This window comes from Paenochrobactrum sp. BZR 201-1, assembly GCF_044987585.2.
Classification (GTDB): Bacteria; Pseudomonadota; Alphaproteobacteria; order Rhizobiales; family Rhizobiaceae; genus Paenochrobactrum; species Paenochrobactrum pullorum.
This window is the reverse complement of the sequence record NZ_JBJDRZ020000019.1, coordinates 13,091-34,139: the sequence shown is the minus strand read 5'-3', so window position 1 is coordinate 34,139 and position 21,049 is coordinate 13,091. Positions and strand designations below refer to the sequence as shown.

The 21,049-nt window shown below is 46.8% G+C and carries 22 protein-coding genes and 1 tRNA gene; 14 read left to right on the top strand and 9 right to left on the bottom strand.

Annotated elements, in window-relative coordinates; genetic code table 11:
* Window positions 1-24 precede the first annotated feature (24 nt).
* From tyrS to ACI0FR_RS12025, 3 genes are all read right to left on the bottom strand, one after another.
* A complete protein-coding gene (gene tyrS / locus ACI0FR_RS12035; protein WP_374832804.1) occupies window positions 25-1,278 on the bottom strand; it encodes a tyrosine--tRNA ligase in 1,254 nt (417 codons plus the stop codon).
* A gap of 290 nt (window positions 1,279-1,568) precedes the next feature.
* Window positions 1,569-2,114, bottom strand: coding sequence for an acyltransferase (locus ACI0FR_RS12030; RefSeq protein WP_404907832.1), 546 nt, complete (start codon window positions 2,112-2,114; stop codon window positions 1,569-1,571).
* A gap of 117 nt (window positions 2,115-2,231) precedes the next feature.
* Complete coding sequence (locus ACI0FR_RS12025; RefSeq protein WP_184223170.1) at window positions 2,232-2,906, bottom strand: alpha/beta hydrolase; 675 nt, start codon at window positions 2,904-2,906, stop codon at window positions 2,232-2,234.
* A gap of 207 nt (window positions 2,907-3,113) precedes the next feature.
* Here ACI0FR_RS12025 and ACI0FR_RS12020 point away from each other — a divergent pair, with 207 nt between their 5' ends.
* The 11 genes from ACI0FR_RS12020 to ACI0FR_RS11970 all read left to right on the top strand — a co-directional run bounded on the left by ACI0FR_RS12020 (window position 3,114) and on the right by ACI0FR_RS11970 (window position 16,358).
* The gene (locus ACI0FR_RS12020) at window positions 3,114-4,295 is read left to right on the top strand and encodes a cysteine desulfurase family protein (protein ID WP_374832800.1); all 1,182 of its coding nucleotides are present in this window, start codon (window positions 3,114-3,116) and stop codon (window positions 4,293-4,295) included.
* Between the two features lie 157 nt (window positions 4,296-4,452).
* Window positions 4,453-5,976, top strand: coding sequence for a Fe-S cluster assembly protein SufB (sufB, locus tag ACI0FR_RS12015; RefSeq protein WP_374832798.1), 1,524 nt, complete (start codon window positions 4,453-4,455; stop codon window positions 5,974-5,976).
* A 98-nt stretch (window positions 5,977-6,074) separates the two neighbouring features.
* Window positions 6,075-6,830, top strand: a complete 756-nt coding sequence (sufC, locus tag ACI0FR_RS12010; RefSeq protein WP_374832796.1) for a Fe-S cluster assembly ATPase SufC — start codon at window positions 6,075-6,077, stop codon at window positions 6,828-6,830.
* A 13-nt stretch (window positions 6,831-6,843) separates the two neighbouring features.
* Window positions 6,844-8,115, top strand: coding sequence for a Fe-S cluster assembly protein SufD (sufD, locus tag ACI0FR_RS12005; RefSeq protein WP_374832794.1), 1,272 nt, complete (start codon window positions 6,844-6,846; stop codon window positions 8,113-8,115).
* A 62-nt stretch (window positions 8,116-8,177) separates the two neighbouring features.
* Window positions 8,178-9,422: a cysteine desulfurase gene (locus ACI0FR_RS12000; protein ID WP_404907828.1), complete on the top strand. Its 1,245-nt coding sequence runs from the start codon at window positions 8,178-8,180 to the stop codon at window positions 9,420-9,422.
* Window positions 9,423-9,427: 5 nt separating this feature from the next.
* The gene (locus ACI0FR_RS11995) at window positions 9,428-9,820 is read left to right on the top strand and encodes an SUF system Fe-S cluster assembly protein (RefSeq protein WP_374832790.1); all 393 of its coding nucleotides are present in this window, start codon (window positions 9,428-9,430) and stop codon (window positions 9,818-9,820) included.
* A gap of 225 nt (window positions 9,821-10,045) precedes the next feature.
* A complete protein-coding gene (gene clpS / locus ACI0FR_RS11990; RefSeq protein ID WP_374832788.1) occupies window positions 10,046-10,399 on the top strand; it encodes an ATP-dependent Clp protease adapter ClpS in 354 nt (117 codons plus the stop codon).
* Between the two features lie 6 nt (window positions 10,400-10,405).
* Window positions 10,406-12,862: an ATP-dependent Clp protease ATP-binding subunit ClpA gene (clpA, locus tag ACI0FR_RS11985; protein WP_404907826.1), complete on the top strand. Its 2,457-nt coding sequence runs from the start codon at window positions 10,406-10,408 to the stop codon at window positions 12,860-12,862.
* Window positions 12,863-13,057: 195 nt separating this feature from the next.
* Window positions 13,058-13,143 (top strand) — tRNA-Leu (locus ACI0FR_RS11980).
* Between the two features lie 778 nt (window positions 13,144-13,921).
* Window positions 13,922-15,406, top strand: coding sequence for an inorganic phosphate transporter (locus tag ACI0FR_RS11975; RefSeq protein ID WP_374832784.1), 1,485 nt, complete (start codon window positions 13,922-13,924; stop codon window positions 15,404-15,406).
* 256 nt (window positions 15,407-15,662) lie between these two features.
* The gene (locus ACI0FR_RS11970; RefSeq protein ID WP_374832782.1) at window positions 15,663-16,358 is read left to right on the top strand and encodes an outer membrane protein; all 696 of its coding nucleotides are present in this window, start codon (window positions 15,663-15,665) and stop codon (window positions 16,356-16,358) included.
* Between the two features lie 55 nt (window positions 16,359-16,413).
* Here the strand turns inward: ACI0FR_RS11970 and ACI0FR_RS11965 are convergent, their stop codons facing one another.
* Both ACI0FR_RS11965 and ACI0FR_RS11960 read right to left on the bottom strand, forming a co-directional pair.
* Window positions 16,414-16,752: a YnfA family protein gene (locus ACI0FR_RS11965; protein ID WP_404907916.1), complete on the bottom strand. Its 339-nt coding sequence runs from the start codon at window positions 16,750-16,752 to the stop codon at window positions 16,414-16,416.
* Window positions 16,753-16,857: 105 nt separating this feature from the next.
* The gene (locus tag ACI0FR_RS11960) at window positions 16,858-17,457 is read right to left on the bottom strand and encodes a TetR/AcrR family transcriptional regulator (protein WP_404907823.1); all 600 of its coding nucleotides are present in this window, start codon (window positions 17,455-17,457) and stop codon (window positions 16,858-16,860) included.
* A gap of 146 nt (window positions 17,458-17,603) precedes the next feature.
* Here ACI0FR_RS11960 and ACI0FR_RS11955 point away from each other — a divergent pair, with 146 nt between their 5' ends.
* The 3 genes from ACI0FR_RS11955 (at window position 17,604) to ACI0FR_RS11945 (ending at window position 19,651) form a co-directional block, all read left to right on the top strand.
* Window positions 17,604-17,966 (top strand): DoxX family protein, encoded by a 363-nt coding sequence (locus tag ACI0FR_RS11955; RefSeq protein ID WP_374832776.1) that lies wholly within the window; start codon window positions 17,604-17,606, stop codon window positions 17,964-17,966.
* A 42-nt stretch (window positions 17,967-18,008) separates the two neighbouring features.
* Window positions 18,009-18,386 carry an MFS transporter gene (locus ACI0FR_RS11950; RefSeq protein WP_404907821.1) on the top strand — a complete coding sequence of 126 codons (378 nt, stop codon included), beginning with the start codon at window positions 18,009-18,011 and terminating at the stop codon, window positions 18,384-18,386.
* Window positions 18,387-18,820: 434 nt separating this feature from the next.
* Window positions 18,821-19,651, top strand: coding sequence for a VOC family protein (locus ACI0FR_RS11945; protein ID WP_374832982.1), 831 nt, complete (start codon window positions 18,821-18,823; stop codon window positions 19,649-19,651).
* Window positions 19,652-19,731: 80 nt separating this feature from the next.
* On the opposite strand, the gene ACI0FR_RS11940 is transcribed toward ACI0FR_RS11945, so the two are convergent.
* The 4 genes from ACI0FR_RS11940 to ACI0FR_RS11925 form a co-directional block, all read right to left on the bottom strand.
* The gene (locus ACI0FR_RS11940; RefSeq protein ID WP_374832772.1) at window positions 19,732-20,025 is read right to left on the bottom strand and encodes a TFIIB-type zinc ribbon-containing protein; all 294 of its coding nucleotides are present in this window, start codon (window positions 20,023-20,025) and stop codon (window positions 19,732-19,734) included.
* Window positions 20,026-20,117: 92 nt separating this feature from the next.
* Entirely contained in the window at window positions 20,118-20,492 is a 375-nt protein-coding gene (locus ACI0FR_RS11935; protein WP_404909778.1) for a hypothetical protein, read from the bottom strand.
* Window positions 20,493-20,540: 48 nt separating this feature from the next.
* On the bottom strand, window positions 20,541-20,762 hold the full coding sequence (locus tag ACI0FR_RS11930; RefSeq protein WP_404907818.1) for a DUF6500 family protein: 222 nt from the start codon (window positions 20,760-20,762) through the stop codon (window positions 20,541-20,543).
* A 20-nt stretch (window positions 20,763-20,782) separates the two neighbouring features.
* Window positions 20,783-21,004, bottom strand: coding sequence for a type 2 periplasmic-binding domain-containing protein (locus ACI0FR_RS11925; protein ID WP_404907816.1), 222 nt, complete (start codon window positions 21,002-21,004; stop codon window positions 20,783-20,785).
* Between the last annotated feature and the right edge of the window lie 45 nt (window positions 21,005-21,049).

The window sequence follows — 21,049 nt, the reverse complement described above, 5'->3', positions numbered from 1 at the left end:
TTTTAATGTCTTTGTTTCACTGTCTTATGCAGGGCGGATCAGAATATGTTTTTTACGGCCAAGCGACAGCTTGATAACGCCCTGATCGTTTAAATGCTCGGCATTGACGACCATGCGCGGATCGCTGATGACAACGTCATTGAGGCGTACTGCACCACCTTCAACATGGCGACGACCTTCACCATTGGTGTTGACGAGACCGGCCAATGTCATCAGAGCCAGCAGGCCGATGCCTTCGTGCAATGTAGCACGGTGAACGCCGACTGTTGGCAGATTGTCGGAAATTTCGCCATCTTCAAAGGTTTTGCGTGCAGTTTCTGCCGCTTCTTCAGCCGCTTCACGGCCATGCAGCATAGCGGTGACTTCAGTGGCAAAAATCTTCTTGGCTTCGTTGATTTCCGAGCCGCCAAGTTCTGCAAGCTTGGCAATTTCATCCAAAGGCAGGGTGGTGTAGAGCTTAAGGAAGCGTTCTACGTCTGCATCTTCGGTATTGCGCCAATATTGCCAGAAATCATAAGCGCTCAACATGTCTGCATTGAGCCAAACCGCACCGGAGAGCGATTTACCCATTTTTGCACCTGACGAAGTGGTCAGGAGCGGCGAGGTGAGTGCATAAAGCTGAGGTGTATCCATGCGGTGGCCAAGATCAATACCATTGATAATGTTGCCCCATTGATCGGAACCGCCCATTTGCAGACGCATGCCATAACGCTTGTTCAGCTCAACATAGTCATAAGCTTGCAAGATCATATAGTTGAACTCGAGGAATGACAGAGATTGCTCGCGATCAAGGCGCTGTTTGACAGAATCAAACGACAGCATACGGTTGACCGAGAAATGACGGCCGACATCGCGCAGGAATTCAAGATAGTTGAGGCCGCGCAGCCAGTCCGCATTGTTGACCATCAGCGCATCGGTCGGGCCGTCACCAAAGGTCAGATAATTGGCAAATACTTTTTTGATACCTGCAATATTTTCAGCGATGGTTTCTTCGGTCATCAGCTTGCGTGCTTCATCTTTAAAGGACGGATCACCGATCATGCCTGTACCACCACCCATCAGCGCTACAGGGCGATGGCCGGTTTTCTGCATCCAATGCAGCATCATGATCTGAATAAGGCCGCCCGCATGCAGACTGGATGCGGTCGGGTCAAAGCCGATATAACCCGTAACGATTTCCTTGGTGAATAACTCATCAAGGCCGCTTTCGTCTGAGACCTGATGAATAAAACCGCGCTCAGAGAGCGTGCGAAGAAAATCGGACTTGAAGCCGGACATACCCTTTTCCTGACTATGTGTTACGAAGTATAACAATACTTACTCATTGTTTATGCTCTGCCCTTAACATAAAATTTTGAAAACAAAAAGAAAGCTGCTGCGGCTAAATATCAATTTGGCGGGCGGATTGATAAAGATTGCCGCTAGAGCGTGTCGCACTTAATCATATCCACTGTGCTCGCTCTAGCGTTTTGTTTTTACGCAGTCTTTATCCCAAAACCGGTGCCCACTTTTGGGAGACATGCTCTAAAAGCGAAGAGTGGTTTATCTTGGGGCTTATACAGCTAAAATTATGATTGATCTGTGGTGATGCTGCGCCGTGGCGTGCGGTCGGCAATATTGATTGCCCAATTTTGATGGTTGTTTGTTTTGGGAAAGACTTTTGCAGAAGATTTTGCCAATGTTTTTTGATGAAAACTATCAAATGTCTGCATAAATTTTGCCGGATTTCCGGCAACGACGACACTATCGGGGATGCTTTTGGTGACAACACTTCCAGCACCTACCACTACATTATCACCTATGATGACACCGGGCAGGATGATGCAGCCAGCACCGATAAAAACATTATTGCCGATTTTAATCGGTGCAATGTGATAGCGGCGGCCGTTTTCGTCTTGAACAAGAGCCGTTGATTCATCATGCGTGACCAACAATACATCATATGAGATGACGACATTGTCGCCGAGTTCGATCAAAAATGGTTCAGATCCCCATTTGAATGTATGGATATCGCAGTTTTTACCGACTTTCACACCACGTCTGCGCGCATAATCAGCGCCACTCATGGTGGCAACACGATAAATATCTGAAAGGGCTGCGAGAAATCGGAGCATATGGACTGGTTTCTTAAATTATAGGGTTTCAGCTTTATGGGTACCATAACAGAGCGTGACACATAAAAAAATCCGGCAGGTGAGTGCCGGATTTTTTATATAATAATGCGGCAGCGATTAACGCAGGCGCTTCATACGAGGTTCAACCAGTTCGCCGGCAAGGCGACGGTCGAGATATTCGGAACATTCTGCAATCAGTTCATCACCATGGCCGGTGAAGAAGTGGTTAGCACCTTCCATGGTCTTTTGCGTGATGGTGATACCTTTTTGGGTCTTGAGCTTGTCAACCAGCACCTGCACATCTTTTGGCTGCGAGACCTTGTCGTTCTCACCATGAATGATGAGGCCGGATGAAGGGCACGGTGCCAAAAACGCAAAGTCATAAATATTCGGCTGAGGTGCCACTGAAATGAAACCTTCAATTTCAGGGCGACGCATCAAAAGCTGCATACCGATCCATGAGCCGAAAGAATAACCGGCAACCCAGCAATTTTTAGAATCAGGGTGCAAAGATTGTACCCAGTCCAGCGCACTGGCTGCATCGGACAATTCACCAGGGCCATGATCGAACTCGCCCTGACTTCTGCCGATTCCACGGAAGTTGAAGCGCAAAGTGGTGAAATTGCGCTGCTGGAACATGTAAAACAGATCGTAAACGATCTTGTTGTTCATCGTTCCGCCAAATTGGGGATGCGGATGCAGAATGATAGCAATAGGCGCATTTTTTTCAGAAGAAGGCTGATAACGACCTTCGAGACGACCTGCAGGTCCGTTGAAAATGACTTCAGGCATATATACTCCGCTGTTAACCGCAATATCGGAGGATTTAGGTATAGTTTTCCTTGACGCAAGGACGAATGACACCTAAAACCACTTTAGAACGTTTCAAAACTGAACCGTTTCATTGTTCTATATAGGCTTCATAGGCTTTTCTTGGTTGAAATTTCAAGAAAATTGCGCTTTGAGCGCCTAAATGATGCAGAATTAGGAGAATAGCCCGTGGGCGGGAGCAAGAAAAGGCTCTATCTTGATTATAATGCCAGCGCTCCGCTCTTGAGCCAAGCGCGCGATATAATCATCGCTGCACTTGATGTGACCGGAAATCCTTCTTCGGTTCACGGTGAAGGGCGCGCCACCAAGGCTATGATGGAAACAGCACGCCGACAGGTGGCGGCACTCACCAATGCCCGTGCTGATCACGTTTTCTTTACATCAGGGGCGACTGAAGCTGCGTCAACACTGTTGAGTCCGACCTATATGATGGGACGTGCGCCGGTGCGTATGTCGAAGCTCTATGTCAGCGCGACCGAGCATCCTTGCATGTTGGCCGGTGGTCAGTTTTCACCTGATAATATCGTGACATTGCCGGTTCATCAGACTGGTCTTTTGGATATGCAAGCGTTGCGCGAAAACTTGTCGGCGCATGATGGCGCGCAAGGTTTGCCGCTTGTGGCTGTGCAATATGCCAATAATGAAACAGGTGTGATTCAGCCGGTATCAGAAGTGGCGAGCGTTGTTAAAAATGCCGGCGGCATTCTGGTGGTGGATTGCGTGCAGGCGGCTGGGCGAATTCCATTAGATATTACAAATAATTGTGGTGATTACTTCATCCTTTCCTCGCACAAAATAGGTGGGGCAAAAGGGGTGGGCGCGATTGTTGCTGTTTCTGATCTGCTAATGCCGAAAGCACTTATTCGTGGTGGCGGTCAGGAAAAAGGCCATCGTGCCGGAACGGAAGCACTGCAATTAATTACCGGTTTTGGTGCAGCGGCGCATCAGGCACATCAGCGTATTTTAAATGGTGGCTGGTCTGCTGATTTGCGTGACGCTATGGAACGCCGCATTCTGGAAGTGGCACCTTCTACGCTGATTTACGGTGCAGAAGTCGAGCGTCTGCCGAATACAACATTTTTTTCGCTGAAAAATATGAAGGCGGAAACAGTACAGATCGCCTTTGATTTAGGCGGCATTGCCGTATCGGCAGGCTCTGCCTGTTCATCCGGCAAGGTTGGCCCCAGCCATGTGATTGTGGCGATGGGCTATGAACATGGAACCGGTGCGATCCGCGTGTCGTTATCACCTGATACTGATAGCGCTGACATTGACCGTTTCATGCAGGTTTTACACGAAATTGTTAGTAGACAGCAGCGTGTGAATGATAAACACAACATCAGTGCGTGAAAGCTCTGTTGTTGTAAATAATGGCCAGATATTTTCGGATATCAGGCAATACAGGTTACAAAAGCGCCAGTCGCGCACTACATAGAGATAGTAAGATTTTACTGTCTTGACGTTTGCAACTGTCGGGCCTTGAACCTGACGAGGATGGAGAACGCCGATGCCTGCCGTGCAGGAAACGATCGATCAGGTCCGCAATCTTGATGTGGATCAGTATAAATACGGCTTTGAGACCATTATCCAGATGGATAGAGCGCCAAAAGGCCTTAACGAAGACATTATCCGCTTCATTTCCGCCAAAAAGGATGAACCGGAATGGATGCTGGAATGGCGTCTGAAGGCTTATGAACGCTGGCTGACAATGGAAGAGCCTGATTGGGCGCGTGTGGATTATCCGAAAATTGATTTTCAGGATATCCGCTATTACGCAGCGCCGAAAGATCAGACCGGCCCTAAGTCGCTGGATGAGGTTGATCCGGAGCTTTTGCGCACCTATGAAAAGCTTGGCATTCCTTTACGTGAGCAGGAATTGCTTGCCGGTGTGCGCAAACATGGTGAGCCGAGCCCGATGGATGAAGATCCGTCAGATAATATTTACGCTTCCGGCCGTGTGGCAGTGGATGCGGTTTTTGATTCTGTTTCAGTGGTCACCACTTTTAAGAAGGAGCTGGCGAAAGCTGGCGTAATCTTCTGTTCGATTTCAGAAGCGATCCGTGAACATCCGGAACTGGTGAAAAAATATCTGGCCAGTGTTGTGCCGGTTTCAGACAATTATTACGCAACACTCAATTCGGCTGTTTTCACTGACGGTTCGTTCGTTTACGTGCCGAAGGGCGTACGCTGCCCGATGGAATTGTCGACCTATTTCCGTATCAACGAAAAAGATACCGGTCAGTTTGAACGCACGCTGATCATCGTGGAAGAAGGCGGCTATGTTTCATACTTGGAAGGTTGCACTGCACCACAGCGTGACGATAACCAGCTGCACGCAGCTGTTGTTGAACTGATTGCTCTTGATGATGCTGAAATTAAATACTCCACCGTTCAGAACTGGTATCCGGGCGACAAAGACGGCAAGGGCGGTATTTATAACTTCGTGACCAAGCGTGGTGATTGCCGCGGCAAGAACTCGAAAATTTCGTGGACACAGGTTGAAACCGGTTCTGCGATCACATGGAAATATCCGTCCTGTATTTTACGTGGCGATAATTCCCGCGGCGAGTTCTATTCGATTGCTGTTTCCAACGGATATCAGCAGATCGATAGCGGCACGAAGATGATCCATCTTGGCAAGAACACCTCCAGCCGCATCATTTCGAAAGGTATTTCTGCCGGTAATTCCAGCAATACCTATCGCGGTCAGGTTTCTGCCCATCGTAAGGCGGAAAATGCCCGTAACTTCACCCAGTGTGACAGTTTGCTGATCGGCAATGATTGCGGTGCTCATACCGTGCCTTATATTGAGGCGAAAAATTCCACTGCCCAGTTTGAACATGAAGCAACGACGTCGAAGATTTCAGATGATCAGCTGTTCTATGTGATGCAGCGCGGCATTCCGGAAGAAGAGGCGATTGCTCTGATCGTCAACGGCTTTGTTAAAGAAGTCATTCAGGAACTGCCGATGGAATTCGCCGTCGAGGCACAGAAGTTGATTGGTATCTCGCTTGAAGGCAGCGTCGGTTAACGACGCGTTTTCACCCGATAAGGGGCTAATCTTTGCGTGTTTAAACACGCTGAAGTTTCAGCTGGCTGAGTACCAGCACGATTATAAGGTTTAAGAATATGATTGAGATCAAAAACCTGCACGCCAATATCGCTGGCACAGATACAGAAATTATCCGTGGTTTGAACCTGACCGTTAAAAACGGTGAAGTTGCAGCGATTATGGGGCCAAACGGTTCCGGTAAATCGACCCTGTCTTACATTCTGGCAGGCCGCAGTGATTATGAAGTAACTGAAGGCGACATTCTGTTCAACGGTGAATCCATCCTCGAAATGGATCCGGCAGAACGTGCAGCCGCAGGTATTTTCCTGGCTTTCCAGTATCCGATGGAAATCCCAGGTGTTGCCACTATGGAATTTTTGAAAGTTGCTATGAACTCACAGCGTAAAGCACGCGGTGAGCCTGAGCTGAAAATTCCTGAATTCATCAAGCTGGTTAAAGAAGCTGCTGCAACACTCAACATCGACATGGAAATGCTGAAGCGTCCGCTCAATGTTGGTTTCTCCGGCGGTGAAAAGAAGCGCGCTGAAATCTTGCAGATGAAACTGTTGCAGCCTGGTCTTTGCGTCCTTGATGAAACAGATAGTGGTCTTGATATTGATGCGTTGAAGATCGTTTCCGACGGTGTGAATGCATTGCGTTCGCCTGATCGTGCAGTGATTGTTATTACTCACTATCAGCGTCTGCTCGATTACATCGTGCCTGATTCCGTTCACGTTCTTTACAAAGGTCAGATTATTAAATCTGGCGACAAGGATCTGGCAAAATATCTGGAAGACAATGGTTACGCTGACACCATCGGCGAAGTCGCTTGAAGGGGGGCTGGTTATGAATATTCAGACCGTCAGGCCGAAAACACCGGCTGAAAGCGCTCTCATTGATATGTTTGGCGAGCGCATCGGGGCGCTTTCCGGCACACCGGAGGTTCTTGCTGCGCGTGATAATGCGCTTGAAGAACTCAAAAATAATGGCTTGCCTTCACGTCGTATTGAAAGCTGGCATTATACGGATCTGCGCACATTATTTAAGAGTACCGCACCGTTTGTCAGCAGTTCAGACGTAAAACTGCGCCCTGTATTAGTTGCAGGCTCCAGCCAACTGGCTGTGGTTAACGGTGTTGCGCAAGCTGCCAAGGCGGTCAGTGATGTCACTGTAACCCTCGTGCGCGATATGCTGCACGATGGTTCGATTGCCGGCACAATGGTAACAAAGGGCTTTGATGATGCTGTCGGGCAGATCAACACGGCTTATGTTTCCGATGGTTGGGCACTGGAACTGGCCGACGGCACAGAATTGCAAGCTCCACTTGAGTTACAGAATGTGCAGTTCGGCGGCCAAAGCCATGTGCGTTTTCCGGCAAAGTTTGGCAAGAACACTAAGGCTACAATCATTGAGCGCCAGATCGGTGGTACCAGTGAAACCCTGTCATCTTCGGTCAGTCATGTGAGCGTGGAAGATGGTGCGGATATCATTTGGGTAATTGTTCGCGAGTTTGATGAAAGCTCGACACAGTTTTCTCAGTTCAATGCAACAATTGGTGCCGATGCCAAGCTCACGCTTTACATTGTCAATGCAGGTGGTCATCTGGTTCGTCAGGAAATCCACGTTGATGTTCTCGGCGAAGATTCCGACTTCGAGATGCGCACATTGAACTTGCTTAGTGACAAGAGCCACACAGACGTCACTATGACTGTCGGCCATCTGGTGGAAAACACCCGCTCGGTTGAAATCGTACGTAACGTTGTGACCGGTGAAGCACGGGGTGTGTTTCAGGGTATGATTAAAGTTGCCCAGATTGCACAGAAAACCGATGCCCGTATGGCATGCAACACTTTGTTGCTGTCTGATGGTGCCGAGTTTGATGCAAAACCGGAACTTGAAATCTTTGCTGATGACGTTGCTTGCGGTCATGGTGCAACTGTTACGGAAATCCACAATGATCATCTGTTCTATCTGATGGCACGTGGTATTCCTGAGCCGGTTGCACGTGGCTTATTGGTTAAGGCATTTATTGCTGAAATCATCGAAGAACTTGAAAACGAGTCATTGGTGGAAGCATTGGAAGCAATTCTCTCCGACTGGCTTGAAGCGCATGCCTGATTAATCATGTCCGGGCAGATTTGACTGCCCGGACATGATTGCCGTTGGCAAAAGGAATAATCATGAACAAAATTATGACGCCTGCATCGGCTTATGATGTTGAAGCTATTCGTGCTGATTTTCCGATTTTGTCACGGCAAGTGCACGGAAAACCGCTTGTTTATCTGGACAATGGTGCCTCTGCGCAAAAACCGAAAACTGTGATTGACGCGGTAACGGCAGCCTATTCCAATGAATATGCCAATGTGCATCGTGGTCTTCATTTCTTGTCTAATGCGACAACCGATGCATATGAAAAGGCGCGTGAGACGGTTCGCCGTTTTCTCAATGCCAATTCAACCGACGAGATTGTTTTTACCAAAAATGCTACCGAAGCGATTAACACTGTCGCTTATGGTTATGGAATGCCGCAAATCGGGGAGGGTGACGAAATTGTGCTCTCCATTATGGAGCATCATTCCAATATCGTACCGTGGCATTTTATTCGTGAGCGGCAAGGTGCAAAACTGGTTTTCGCCCCTGTCGATGATCAGGGCACTTTGCACCTTGAAGAGTTTGAAAAAACACTGACCGAAAAAACCAAGCTGGTTGCCATTACACATATGTCAAATGCTTTGGGCACAGTAACGCCGATTAAACAAATCGTGCGCATTGCCCATGAACGGGGCATTCCCGTATTGGTGGATGGTAGCCAGAGTGCAGTCCACATGCATGTGGACATGCAGGATATGGGCTGCGACTGGTATGTTTTCACAGGTCATAAAGTTTACGGGCCGTCCGGTATCGGCGTACTTTATGGACGCAAAGAAATGCTGGAAAAAATGCGCCCGTTTCAAGGTGGCGGTGAAATGATTGAAGATGTCACAGTTGAAAATGTGACCTATAATCATCCGCCACACCGTTTTGAAGCAGGAACGCCACCAATCGTGCAGGCAATTGGTTTGGGGGCAGCGCTTGAATATATGGAAAGCGTCGGCCGTCACGCCATCTGGTCGCACGAAGAAAGATTGCGTGATTATGCGCATGAACGTCTGGAACAAATTGAAGGTTTGCGCATTATCGGCAAAGCACCAAATAAAGGTGCAATCATTTCCTTCATGCTGGACGACATTCACGCCCATGATGTGTCGATGGTGATTGATCGTGCAGGTGTGGCTGTTCGTGCCGGCACCCATTGTGCGCAGCCACTCTTGAAGCGCTTTGGTGTTAGTTCTACATGCCGTGCATCCTTTGCAATGTATAATACATTTGCTGAAATTGATGTGCTTGCAGAAGCGCTTGAAAAAGCCAAGAAATTTTTCGGATAAGAATGATGACACAAGAAACCGATAACAAGCCGCAGGATGAGGCGGAAAAAAGCTCTCCTTTTCATACATCTTCGGTCATTCCTGAAGATGTGCTGCTGCGGCTGACCGATGATATTATTGCGGCTGTCAAAACTGTTTATGATCCGGAAATTCCGGCCGATATTTACGAGCTCGGTTTGATTTACAAGATCGACATCGAAGATGATTATACGGTCAAAATCGAGATGACACTGACAGCACCTGGCTGTCCGGTGGCAGGCGAAATGCCGGGCTGGGTTGAAAATGCGGTCGGTACGGTTGAAGGTGTTTCCCATGTTGAAGTTACCATGACCTTTGATCCGCCTTGGACGCCGGATCGCATGTCTGAAGAAGCGCAAGTTGCAGTTGGCTGGTACTAAGCAAGTCTGATTGTAGTCAATTGCTTTAAAAAATCCGATCAGTATGTTCGTTGAATGCGGGCACACTGATTTTGCATTTTTGTGGTTGAAAGCAGTCCGTTAAAATTGCTGTCAGTTTCGTGTTCTTGGCTGTTGTAACTTTTGCCAGAGGGCTTAAAATCTTTAAAACATTCTCTACATATGTATCATCTGATGCAGCTGGGGCTTTAAGTGGTTTTCGACAAGATGAAATCTTTTAATATCGTAATGCAGGATCATGAAGAGGACGACCGTGGTGGAACCGGCCACGGAACAGCTGTTATTACGCGCACAAAAACTGTCATAAAAAAGCCAAACCTTTACCGCGTCCTTATTTTGAATGATGATTACACGCCGATGGAATTCGTTGTGCATGTTTTGCAGCGTTTTTTCCAGAAATCGATTGATGATGCCACCCGTATCATGTTGCATGTTCATAATCATGGTGTGGGCGAATGTGGCGTTTATACTTATGAGGTTGCTGAGACTAAAGTTAATCAGGTCATGGAATTCTCTCGCCAAAACCAGCATCCGCTGCAATGCGTGATGGAGAAAAAGTGAGGTCATATGCCATCGTTTTCTACCAGTCTTGAAAGGGCACTGCATCAGGCCCTGACCATTGCCAACGAACGGCACCACGAATATGCAACGCTGGAGCACTTGTTGCTGGCGTTGATTGACGATCAGGACGCAGGCGCGGTGATGCGTGCATGTAGTGTTGACCTTGAACATTTAAAACGCGTTGTAACGGATTATATTGACCGCGAGTTGGATAATCTGGTGACCGGCTATGACGAAGATTCAAAGCCGACAGCCGCTTTCCAGCGTGTGATTCAACGTGCGGTTATCCATGTCCAATCTTCCAACCGTGAAGAAGTGACCGGTGCCAATGTGCTGGTTGCAATTTTTGCCGAGCGTGAAAGTCATGCGGCTTATTTCCTGCAAGAGCAGCAAATGACCCGCTATGATGCAGTCAATTTCATTTCTCACGGTATTTCAAAAGCGCCTGAAAGCAACGAAGTTCGTATCCCGCGCGCGGCTGAGGCAAGTTCAGAAGAAAATTCGGCGAATAGTGAAACTGACGAAACACCGAAGAAAAAACCGGATGCATTGACGGCTTATTGCGTCAATCTGAATGAAAAAGCTAAAAGTGGCCGTATTGATCGTTTGATCGGTCGTCAAAGCGAGATTGACCGTACAATCCAAGTGCTTTGCCGTCGCTCCAAAAATAATCCGCTTTATGTGGGTGATCCGGGTGTTGGTAAAACAGCGATTGCGGAAGGCTTGGCCAAGCGTATCGTTGATGGTGATGTGCCGGAAGTGTTGCTTGATGCAACAATCTTTTCCCTTGATATGGGCAGTCTGCTGGCCGGTACCCGCTATCGCGGTGATTTTGAAGAGCGCTTGAAACAGGTTGTCAAAGAGCTCGAAGAATATCCGGGCGCGATTTTATTCATTGATGAAATTCACACGGTTATCGGGGCAGGTGCGACATCAGGCGGGGCTATGGATGCCTCTAACTTGCTGAAGCCCGCGCTTTCTTCCGGTGCCATCCGTTGCATGGGCTCGACAACCTATAAAGAGTTCAGGCAGTTTTTTGAAAAAGACCGTGCATTGGTGCGCCGTTTCCAGAAAATTGATGTGGTGGAACCAACCATTCCTGATGCGATTGAGATCATGAATGGTCTGCGTCCTTATTTCGAAGATTTCCATAAAGTGAAATATACCGATGAGGCGATCAAATCGGCGGTGGAACTCTCGGCGCGTTATATTTCAGATCGTAAATTGCCGGATAAAGCAATTGATGTGATTGATGAAACCGGTGCGAGCCAGATGTTGCTGCCGCAGGACAAGCGCAAGAAAACAATTGGTTTGAGCGAGATTGAGGCAACGATTGCGACCATGGCCCGCATCCCGCCGAAAACTGTCTCTAAAGACGATCAGGCGGTGCTTGCCAATCTGCAGGCCGAGCTTAAACGTATTGTTTATGGGCAGGATTTGGCAATCGATGCATTGTCTGCTGCGATCAAGCTTGCCCGTGCGGGCTTACGTGAACCTGATAAGCCGATTGGTTCTTATCTTTTCTCAGGCCCGACGGGTGTGGGAAAGACAGAAGTTGCGCGCCAATTGGCGGCGTCACTTGGCGTCGAACTTTTACGCTTTGATATGTCCGAATATATGGAACGTCATACGGTTTCACGTCTGATCGGCGCGCCTCCGGGCTATGTCGGTTTTGATCAGGGAGGATTGCTTACTGATGGTGTGGATCAACATCCGCATTGTGTGCTTTTGCTGGATGAAATTGAAAAGGCACACCCTGATCTGTTCAATATTTTGTTGCAGGTAATGGATCACGGTACACTTACCGATCACAACGGCAAAAAGATCGATTTCCGTAATGTGATTTTGATCATGACAACCAATGCCGGTGCGGCTGATATGGCAAAAGCGGCTATTGGCTTTGGTTCGGGACGGCGTGAAGGCGATGATCTGGAAGCAATCAATCGCCTGTTTACGCCGGAATTCCGTAACCGTCTGGATGCGATCATTCCGTTTGGTCCGCTGCCTGTTGCTGTTATTCACCAAGTGGTACAGAAATTTGTGCTGCAATTGGAAGCACAATTGGCCGAGCGTGGCGTAACGATTGAACTGAGCGAAGCTGCCATAAGCTGGCTCGCCGATAAAGGTTATGACGAGCGAATGGGTGCACGTCCGCTGGGTCGTGTCATTCAGGAATATGTCAAGAAACCGTTGGCGGATGAGGTTTTGTTCGGCAAGCTGAAGAATGGCGGTACTGTCAAACTGGATGTAGCTACGGACAAGCAGGGTACTGAAGTTCTGAAACTTGAAACAGTGGCAGAACGTGTTGTGCGCCCCAAAAAAGAAGCGTCACCTGTTAAGAAACCAGCAGCAAAGCCTAAAAAAACAATCGCTAAGGCGAAGGAAAAAGTAACAACAGCTCCGGATGATGAAAAGCCGGTGAAAAAGGCAAGAAGTACGGTTCCGAAGGTTCCGCGTAGTTAGAAGATATTTTAGCTTTTTCTTAAAAAATAAGCGGCCGTAGTCTTTTGCGGCCGTTTTTTTGTATGAGCGATGTATTGCGCGTCAACCAGTGATAAAGAACAGCTATCTCTTTGATTATTTGTGGTATTGAAGCGAAAAACAGAAGAAAGCTCTTGAACTTAGAGCCTGACTTGTGACATATGAATCGCATCATCCGCGGACGTGGTGAAATCGGTATACACAGCAGATTTAAAATCTGCCGCTCATAGAGCTTGCGGGTTCAAGTCCCGCCGTCCGCACCACCATTCTTAATTTGAAAATTTATCTCCTGTGTGCAATCGAGTGCTTGGCTTTGATTGTATCTTGATAGTCTTTTGTTGTGTTGCAACCTGGCTGTCAAAGTATGAAGTGCTTTTGTAATGCAGGCCATTACTACTGAATTCGTTTCAAATTTTAAATTGTAAAATAGATTTGCGAAAAACACAGTTGAGATCATTTTCTATTGAAGTGGTAACGTGTTTATTATTATGCATATAAATGCTGAAAGCGCTCATGGTTTTGAATAAGCGCTATGAGATAAATTTTATTACCTTGATAAGGTTTTGATCGCGGTTATGAGGCAGAATTATAACATGTTTTCGATATTGTAGTGGTTAGTTGTAATCATTGATCGTATTCAAATTAGCATCACCTTTTGAAGAATTTGACAAAAAAATGCGTAATTATTGTATGACCTGCTATAAGGCCGATTGAGAATCGGTTTTGCTCAATTCTGGCTATTCAGATTTTCGTGTAATGGTTAAAAATTTCGAACCATCTCAGTAAAACGTATCACGATGAATTGGATTGTTTCTGCTTTTTCCACAATGAGGACGATATACAATCAGGTTTTGCTATTCGTTGGCTGGTTTATGCACTCGTGTTCAGTATGAAGTTTGAATTATGTGTATAATTAAAAAAGCCTGATTAAATCGAACTCATCAACCTCTATGTTCGTTTTCATCATTTATCAATGGATCGTTGCATCATGCACTGGTGTGTCTGGTGACATCTTGCGACTTTCGAAACTGCGGAGACACTATGTCTGGCAATGACTTCGAAGCGGATCATCTCGATACGCTTGATCGTGACCTCGGGCGTTTTTCAACGCTTGAACGTGCAGCTAGTTATACAGCGCGTCCTATGGTTGCCCCCGGCCTTGGCTTTGTTTTTATCGTGTTAGCCGGTTTGATCGCATTGGTATCTTTAGGGCAAACCAATAACAGCCTCTTTATTGTCATCGTCGCTATCTTTGGTGCCTATATGGCATTGAACATTGGTGCAAATGACGTCGCTAACAATATGGGGCCGGCTGTTGGTGCCAATGCGCTGACCATGGGTGGCGCCATTGCGATTGCTGCCATTTTCGAAAGTGCTGGAGCTTTTATCGGCGGTGCCGATGTGGTTTCTACAATTGCCACCGGTATCATCGCACCGCAATCAATGGGAACGCCGGAATCCTTTGTCTGGGCTATGGTTGCAGCCCTTCTATCCTCTGCGATTTGGGTCAATATAGCCACATGGATTGGTGCTCCGGTTTCCACTACACATTCTGTTGTTGGTGGCGTAATGGGGGCAGGGATTGCAGCGGCAGGCTTGAGCGCGATCAGCTGGGGTACGATCGGGATGATCGCAGCAAGCTGGGTGATTTCGCCGGTTTTGGGTGGTATTATTGCCGCGGGCTTCTTGTGGTTTATCAAAGCGCGTATTGTGTATCAGCCGGATAAAATTGCTGCGGCACGCAAATGGGTGCCTGTATTAGTTGGCTTTATGGCCGGGACATTTGCAACTTATCTTGTTCTCAAAGCGATGCAGAACATCTATCCGATTTCTATTCAGGCGGCTTTATTAGCAGGCTTCGCTATTGGTGTGCTGATTGGTTTCATTATGGTGCCGATTATCCGTCGCCAGTCTGAAGGTCTTGAAAACCGCAACAAGTCCATCAAAGTTCTGTTTGGTATTCCATTGGTTGTGTCTGCAGCTCTTTTGAGCTTTGCGCATGGTGCCAATGATGTGGCTAATGCCGTCGGGCCGTTGGCTGCCATCGTACAGGTTTCGCATACAGGTATGTTTGCCGAGGAAGTAACGATTCCTTTTTGGGTGATGCTAATCGGTGCGCTTGGTATTTCGGTTGGCTTGTTCCTGTTTGGACCAAAACTTATCCGGATGGTCGGTAGCCAGATCACCAAGCTTAATCCGATGCGCGCTTATTGTGTAGCGCTTTCCGCTGCTGTAACCGTCATTATTGCCAGCTGGCTTGGCTTGCCGGTAAGCTCAACCCATATTGCGGTCGGCGCTATTTTCGGCGTTGGATTTTTTCGTGAATGGGATGCAGAACGTCGTTTGCGTAAAGCACACTTGACTATTCCTACAGAAGACAGAATTGCTCCGGAAGAACGGCGCCGCCGTAAACTGGTTCGCCGATCCCATGTTATGACAATTGGGGCGGCTTGGGTTGTTACATTACCTGCAACCGGTATTTTGTCAGCGCTTCTTTATTTGAGTTTAAGCTTGCTGATTAAATAAAAAATAACCTGTCAAAGTAAAAAAAGCCCGTTCACATAAATGTGTTACGGGCTTTTCATTTTACTGCTTTATAAATAATGTATCATATTTCACAATGACTTAGATGCTTTATTGACTTGGTAAATAAAGTGTGAGCGATTTTTGGAATCAAGTTAATGGTCACTGTGCCCATTTTGCTACAGACATATTTTGCAATTGGCTTATATTTATGTTCGAAACGTAATTGAATTCGCTTATACAGTGATTGGGGATTGGTATGAATATCAAGTCGATTTTAATGGCATCAACAGTTGTTGTTTTGGCTGGTTACAATGCGAATGCAGCTGATGCGATTGTTTATGAAGAACCAGCTCCGGTAGTTGTTGCGCCTGTATTCAGCTGGGCTGGCGGTTATGTCGGTGGTCAGATTGGTTATGGTTGGGCTTCTTCAAAATTCAGCGGTGAGGATGGCTCGGAAAAAGTAAAGCCTGACGGTTTCCTCGGTGGTCTTTATGCGGGTTATAACTTTGATACCGGCAGCAATTTTATCTTCGGTATTGATGGTGATGTAACCTTTAATGGTCTGAAGAAGACTGTTCATGATACCGATGAGTTTTTGGGAGATGATAGCTTAGAAAGCAAACTGCGTACATCAGGTGCTGTTCGTGCCCGTGTTGGTATCGCTTATGACCGCTTCCTACCATATTTGGCTGGTGGTGTTGCGTTCGGTGAAGTGAAAAACAGACTGACTATTGATGGTGAAACATACTCCCATAGCAAAACCCGTACTGGCTGGACCGTTGGTGGTGGCTTTGATTATGCCGCAACAGACAATGTAATCATGCGTCTGGAATACCGTTATACGGATTACGGTCGTAAAGATTTCGCCGGAACTGTTGATGGTCTTGATTTTAATTCTCGTAACAAGTTCACTGTTAATGAAGTACGCCTTGGCGTTGCATATAAGTTCTGATCTTATACATTCGTGATTTTAAAAAGCCGCCTGAAAGGGCGGCTTTTTTTATTGTCTAAATCTTTGCAAGTTGCCCAAATATAATAATCATCATGCCGCAAAGGCATAAGCCAGCGCCGATAATATCCCAACGGTTTGGCATTTGTTGCTCGATAAACCACAACCAGAAGATTGAGGCGACTATATAGATGCCGCCATATGCTGCATAGGCGCGTCCGGCGAAATCCAAGTCTATTCGGGTTAAAATCCAGGCAAAAAATACCAATGAAAGAATGCCCGGGACAAGCCAGAGCGGGCTTTTATTCAGACGAAGCCACGCCCAAAAAGCATAACAACCAGCAATTTCGGCCAAGGCGGCAAGAATATAAAGGCTAAGGGCGCTAGCAACAGGCATCATTTGATCTCATGCGAAAATAGACTGGCTATTGTTTATCACATCAGGCCTCAGTCGCCATTACTTAAATAAAAGCGGGCAGGGTGAAGTGGATGCCATTGTACATTATGCTGCTGGTTTCAAAAATTTTCGGATCATCATGGTAATCAATCCGCGGCTCGTTTCAAAACTACTTTGAGGTGCAATAAGCGGTATCATCGGAGTAGCGTAAATCAATGAGATGAGGACCGCACTGGTGTGCTCAGGATCAAAACTTGCGTCAACATCTCCGCGCGCCTGTCCGGCGCGCAAAGTGGCAATCAAAAGTTGTCTGACGTTATCCGTATTGGCTATCATGATTTGGCGGACATTTTCATTTCTGGCGGCTTCGGCAAAAAGCTCAAAAGTGATGCGGCAATGCTCAACTTCCGTCCAGCTTTTCATGCTCCATAATTCCGATACCAGAACAGTTGCAGTCTCATCACTTTCGGAATGCACATCGAAATAAGCGTGTAATTTCTTCAGGTAATCATCCGCCATAGCTTCGACGATGGCATCTTTGCTGGCAAAATAATGATAAAGATGGCCGGGACTCATGCCGGCTTCCTTGCATATCATGGATATGGATGCGCCTTGCAGTCCGTGAGCCAGAAAACAATCATGGGCAGCTGCTAAAATTTCCTGTCTCTTTGCTTCATGCTGTTCGGGATTAATTTTGCGCGCCATTTTCGCTCTCCAATTTATAGAGTGATCACTCTAATCACCTTGACGGCCTGTTAAAAATAAATAGAGTGATCGCTCAAACTACAGTGGAATCATCCTTCCGTCCAGATCTTTAGGGATGAATTCATTATCTGCTTAGCGAGACATATATGCGCAAACTTCGTCCAATTCTATCCACTGTAATCGCCTTGATATTGGCTGTTTTCTTTTTATTCGGTGCTTATAGCAATTTCTTTCTCAATGAAAAAAACGCTGCTGCTTATGCAGCATGGGGCTATCCGGACTGGTTCCACTATGTGACCGCCATTCTTGAATTTACGACCAGTATGTTGCTGATAAACCGATTAAGTCGTTCTTTGGGTTCATTGCTTGGAGCATTGGTTATGGTGGCCGCCTCATTAACCACAGTTTGGAATGCCGATTACGGTCACGCGGTTGCGCCACTGGTTGTTTTGACAGTGTCACTGATTTCTCTGTGGCTGTCTTTGCTCGTCAATAAACAATCTGACTGAATTCCTTCCATGTCATTCTCAAATCTTACCGGAGATTTACCCGTGCAGAGTACTACTATGCCGGATCAGCCAATTGCTGGTGCAGATAATTGGTCTGAACTATTATCCGGCCGTCATTTGGCTATCGTTGTAGTCATGGCAATCGGCGTTTTGCTTTATGCTATGAACCTTTATTTTACGGCTGCATTATTACCTTCCATTGTTGAGGATATCGGCGGACAGCAATATTATGCCTGGGTCACGACAGGTTTTGTGATCGCTGTTATTGTCGCCTCGTTTTTTGTCAGCCGCACTTTAGAATGGAAGGGGCCAGCTTTTACTTATGTCATGGCTTTTGTCATTTTTGCGATCGGAGCAGGTGTCAATGCAGTCAGTCCGACAATGGAGCTTTTAATTGTTGGTCGTGCCGCCATTGCCTGAGCGTCATTAGGCGCGCGCTACCGGTGTTGTCTCTGCATTGGCAGGTACATTGATGGCGGCAGGAGATGATGCTGCCATTGATGCCGCGCGTTATGTAACATTCGGCATCGCATTGCTGACTGTGATTGGTATTTTCTCGGCGGGCATTACCAGTAAAAAGTAAATTTATGAAATCAGCAATGGCAGCTTTCAATAAAGGCCGCCAATGCTATTGATCTCTTTTTGTGAACAGGCTGTTTGCAATTTTACGACTTGTTTGAACAATGAATAAAGACGATCTCTCTATTAGAAAAGCGCTTATGCTGAGGATGAAAAGAGATCAAAAGGCGATGAACAGACGCTCCTTTATTGCTGCCGGTTTGGCGAGTACGGCATCTATTTTGACCACAGCGGGTGTTAGCTTTGCCGGGGATCTGTCACAGGAGAGAGTGACCATGGATGAGAAATTGTCACCAGTCGTTTCGCCGTTGCCTTTTGCCATGACAACGCCGGTGCGTGTTGCCCGTGTCGGCTTGAAATCACGCGATGCCGAAAGTTTGGCTCAATATTACCGGAATATAATTGGCTTACAGGAAATAGCACGTCGTAATCATACGATTATTCTAGGGGCGGGTGATCGGGAATTACTTGAAATCGAGCAGTTTTCTTCTGCCAAACCAGATGATCCACGTAGCGCGGGTCTTTATCATACGGCCTTTTTGTTGCCTTCGCGTGTTGATCTGGCACGTTGGGCGCGCTTTGCTATTGATAAACAAATTCCGGTTGCCGGTGCTTCCGACCATAATGTCAGTGAAGCGGTTTATCTCACCGATCCGGAAGGCAACGGCATTGAAATTTATGCCGATCGTCCGCATGAAGGCTGGCAATGGAACGGCTCACAGGTGGTGATGGGAACTGAAGCTCTGGATGTTGGCAATTTGCTGGATGCTGGAAAACATGCAGGCGGTGAGTGGCTTGAGGCTCCGCAAAACACAGTTGTCGGTCATGTGCATCTGCGCGTTGGCAATGCACAGCACGCCGAAACTTTTTGGCATGACGAGCTGGGTTTTGATACGGTGCAAGCTTATGGTGACAAGGCTGTTTTCTTGTCAACCGGCGGCTATCATCACCATATCGCTGCCAATTCCTGGCAAAGTAATCGTGCAGAAAAACGCGATTTAGACCGCGCAGGATTGTCATTTGTAGTACTTGAAGACAGCCGTGGCGGCGCTTCGAATACATTTGAAGATCCTTGGGGCAATGTAATCACGACCAGCAAAGTCTGAAGAAACCGTTCTATCATTAAAAAAGTCCCGTTGATGAAAACGGGACTTTTAGAAACAACCGCAAGTGATGGCTGCAAATCTTAGAAGTCAAATAATTCGCCGAGCAGCGACTTCTTTTTAAGATATTTTTTATGCTCATAATCATCATCACGTCTGTAACGACCGTCATGAGCGCGCCCGTCATATTGACGATCACCGGAGCGCTGATCATTATGGTAAGCGGTTCTTGGCTCTTCTGCGGGAACTGATCGTTCAATAATCTTATCCAGCTCACCGCGATCCAGCCAGACGCCACGGCATTTAGGGCAATAATCAATTTCAATTCCCTGACGCTCGGACATGACCAGTTCACTATTATCAATAGGGCAGAGCATTATCTTTAAGACTCCTCATTTGCTTTCAAATGAAACTGGGAAGCGAATTATGACTTTTCAAGATTGCTCAAAATTTTTTATAATCGCTCGCGCTAGTTTTTCATGAGCGAAGAGTGTTTGATACGGCAGGGGCCGGAATTTTTACATATACCATCCAGATAACGATAGCGTACAGAAATGATCTGATTTGGTTTTGGCCACTTCTTACGCGGGATCATGGATTGATAGTCCTCACTTTCCGGCTGAAAGTTGAATGCTACGCCGGTTTTTGGACATTCTGCCTGACCTTGCGCTTTCACACTGATAATCTTTGCAAAAAGCATATGCTCATTCGTTTGAGGCTTTTGAACCTGAACCGTCAGATCACAAATCTCCCAATTGGCGGCAGATGCGAATGGCGACGTGAATATAAAAATATTGCCTGCGATCAAAGATGTAATCAAAGGCTTGAATAGCTGACTGAGCATTGATTAATTTACCGCCTTGATGAAGATGTTAAAATAACAAGCGAAATTTTAAGATATCTCACGCTCAACCATAGCTTTGATTTTGACTGCTTTTTCAAAGTGGTCGAGCTTATGCGTTCTGATCCACCACTCTGCTGCTTCCATCAAAAGCTCCGGATCATCATTTTTATTGGCAAAAAATGCGTAAAAAGAAAGGCCGATATTATCACCTTTGGCTGCAATCTTTTGATTGCAAACCTCAATGACTTTTTGGTTTAGGCTATTACGCATTGAATATTCCTGAAGGTTATTTATTGGGTGTTAATCATAAAGGAGTTGGCCTCAATAAGCCGGATGAAGTCATTCATCAACGGGGTTTCGCGCTGTCTATCCCAAGCGATGCCGATATTGAAATTGCAATGCATATCTTCCAGCGGAATGGCGACCACATCCTGAGGCAGAGTTTTGGCAATAGCCGAGCCGTAAAGTGTAATGCCTCTTTGCATGGCAATCAGCTGTAAAAGTACCGGCACGTCATCTGCCTTATCGCCGACAACGGGTAATCATCATCTATTTCA

Bases quoted from the DNA above. Each gene is read 5' to 3' on its own strand.
- tyrS (WP_374832804.1), bottom strand. From the start codon at position 1,278: ATGTCCGGCTTCAAGTCCGATTTTCTTCGCACGCTCTCTGAGCGCGGT.
- ACI0FR_RS12030 (WP_404907832.1), bottom strand. From the start codon at position 2,114: ATGCTCCGATTTCTCGCAGCCCTTTCAGATATTTATCGTGTTGCCACC.
- ACI0FR_RS12025 (WP_184223170.1), bottom strand. From the start codon at position 2,906: ATGCCTGAAGTCATTTTCAACGGACCTGCAGGTCGTCTCGAAGGTCGT.
- sufB (WP_374832798.1), top strand. From the start codon at position 4,453: ATGCCTGCCGTGCAGGAAACGATCGATCAGGTCCGCAATCTTGATGTG.
- sufC (WP_374832796.1), top strand. From the start codon at position 6,075: ATGATTGAGATCAAAAACCTGCACGCCAATATCGCTGGCACAGATACA.
- sufD (WP_374832794.1), top strand. From the start codon at position 6,844: ATGAATATTCAGACCGTCAGGCCGAAAACACCGGCTGAAAGCGCTCTC.
- ACI0FR_RS12000 (WP_404907828.1), top strand. From the start codon at position 8,178: ATGAACAAAATTATGACGCCTGCATCGGCTTATGATGTTGAAGCTATT.
- ACI0FR_RS11995 (WP_374832790.1), top strand. From the start codon at position 9,428: ATGACACAAGAAACCGATAACAAGCCGCAGGATGAGGCGGAAAAAAGC.
- clpS (WP_374832788.1), top strand. From the start codon at position 10,046: ATGAAATCTTTTAATATCGTAATGCAGGATCATGAAGAGGACGACCGT.
- clpA (WP_404907826.1), top strand. From the start codon at position 10,406: ATGCCATCGTTTTCTACCAGTCTTGAAAGGGCACTGCATCAGGCCCTG.
- ACI0FR_RS11975 (WP_374832784.1), top strand. From the start codon at position 13,922: ATGTCTGGCAATGACTTCGAAGCGGATCATCTCGATACGCTTGATCGT.
- ACI0FR_RS11970 (WP_374832782.1), top strand. From the start codon at position 15,663: ATGAATATCAAGTCGATTTTAATGGCATCAACAGTTGTTGTTTTGGCT.
- ACI0FR_RS11965 (WP_404907916.1), bottom strand. From the start codon at position 16,752: ATGCCTGTTGCTAGCGCCCTTAGCCTTTATATTCTTGCCGCCTTGGCC.
- ACI0FR_RS11960 (WP_404907823.1), bottom strand. From the start codon at position 17,457: ATGGCGCGCAAAATTAATCCCGAACAGCATGAAGCAAAGAGACAGGAA.
- ACI0FR_RS11955 (WP_374832776.1), top strand. From the start codon at position 17,604: ATGCGCAAACTTCGTCCAATTCTATCCACTGTAATCGCCTTGATATTG.
- ACI0FR_RS11945 (WP_374832982.1), top strand. From the start codon at position 18,821: ATGGATGAGAAATTGTCACCAGTCGTTTCGCCGTTGCCTTTTGCCATG.
- ACI0FR_RS11940 (WP_374832772.1), bottom strand. From the start codon at position 20,025: ATGCTCTGCCCTATTGATAATAGTGAACTGGTCATGTCCGAGCGTCAG.
- ACI0FR_RS11935 (WP_404909778.1), bottom strand. From the start codon at position 20,492: ATGCTCAGTCAGCTATTCAAGCCTTTGATTACATCTTTGATCGCAGGC.
- ACI0FR_RS11930 (WP_404907818.1), bottom strand. From the start codon at position 20,762: ATGCGTAATAGCCTAAACCAAAAAGTCATTGAGGTTTGCAATCAAAAG.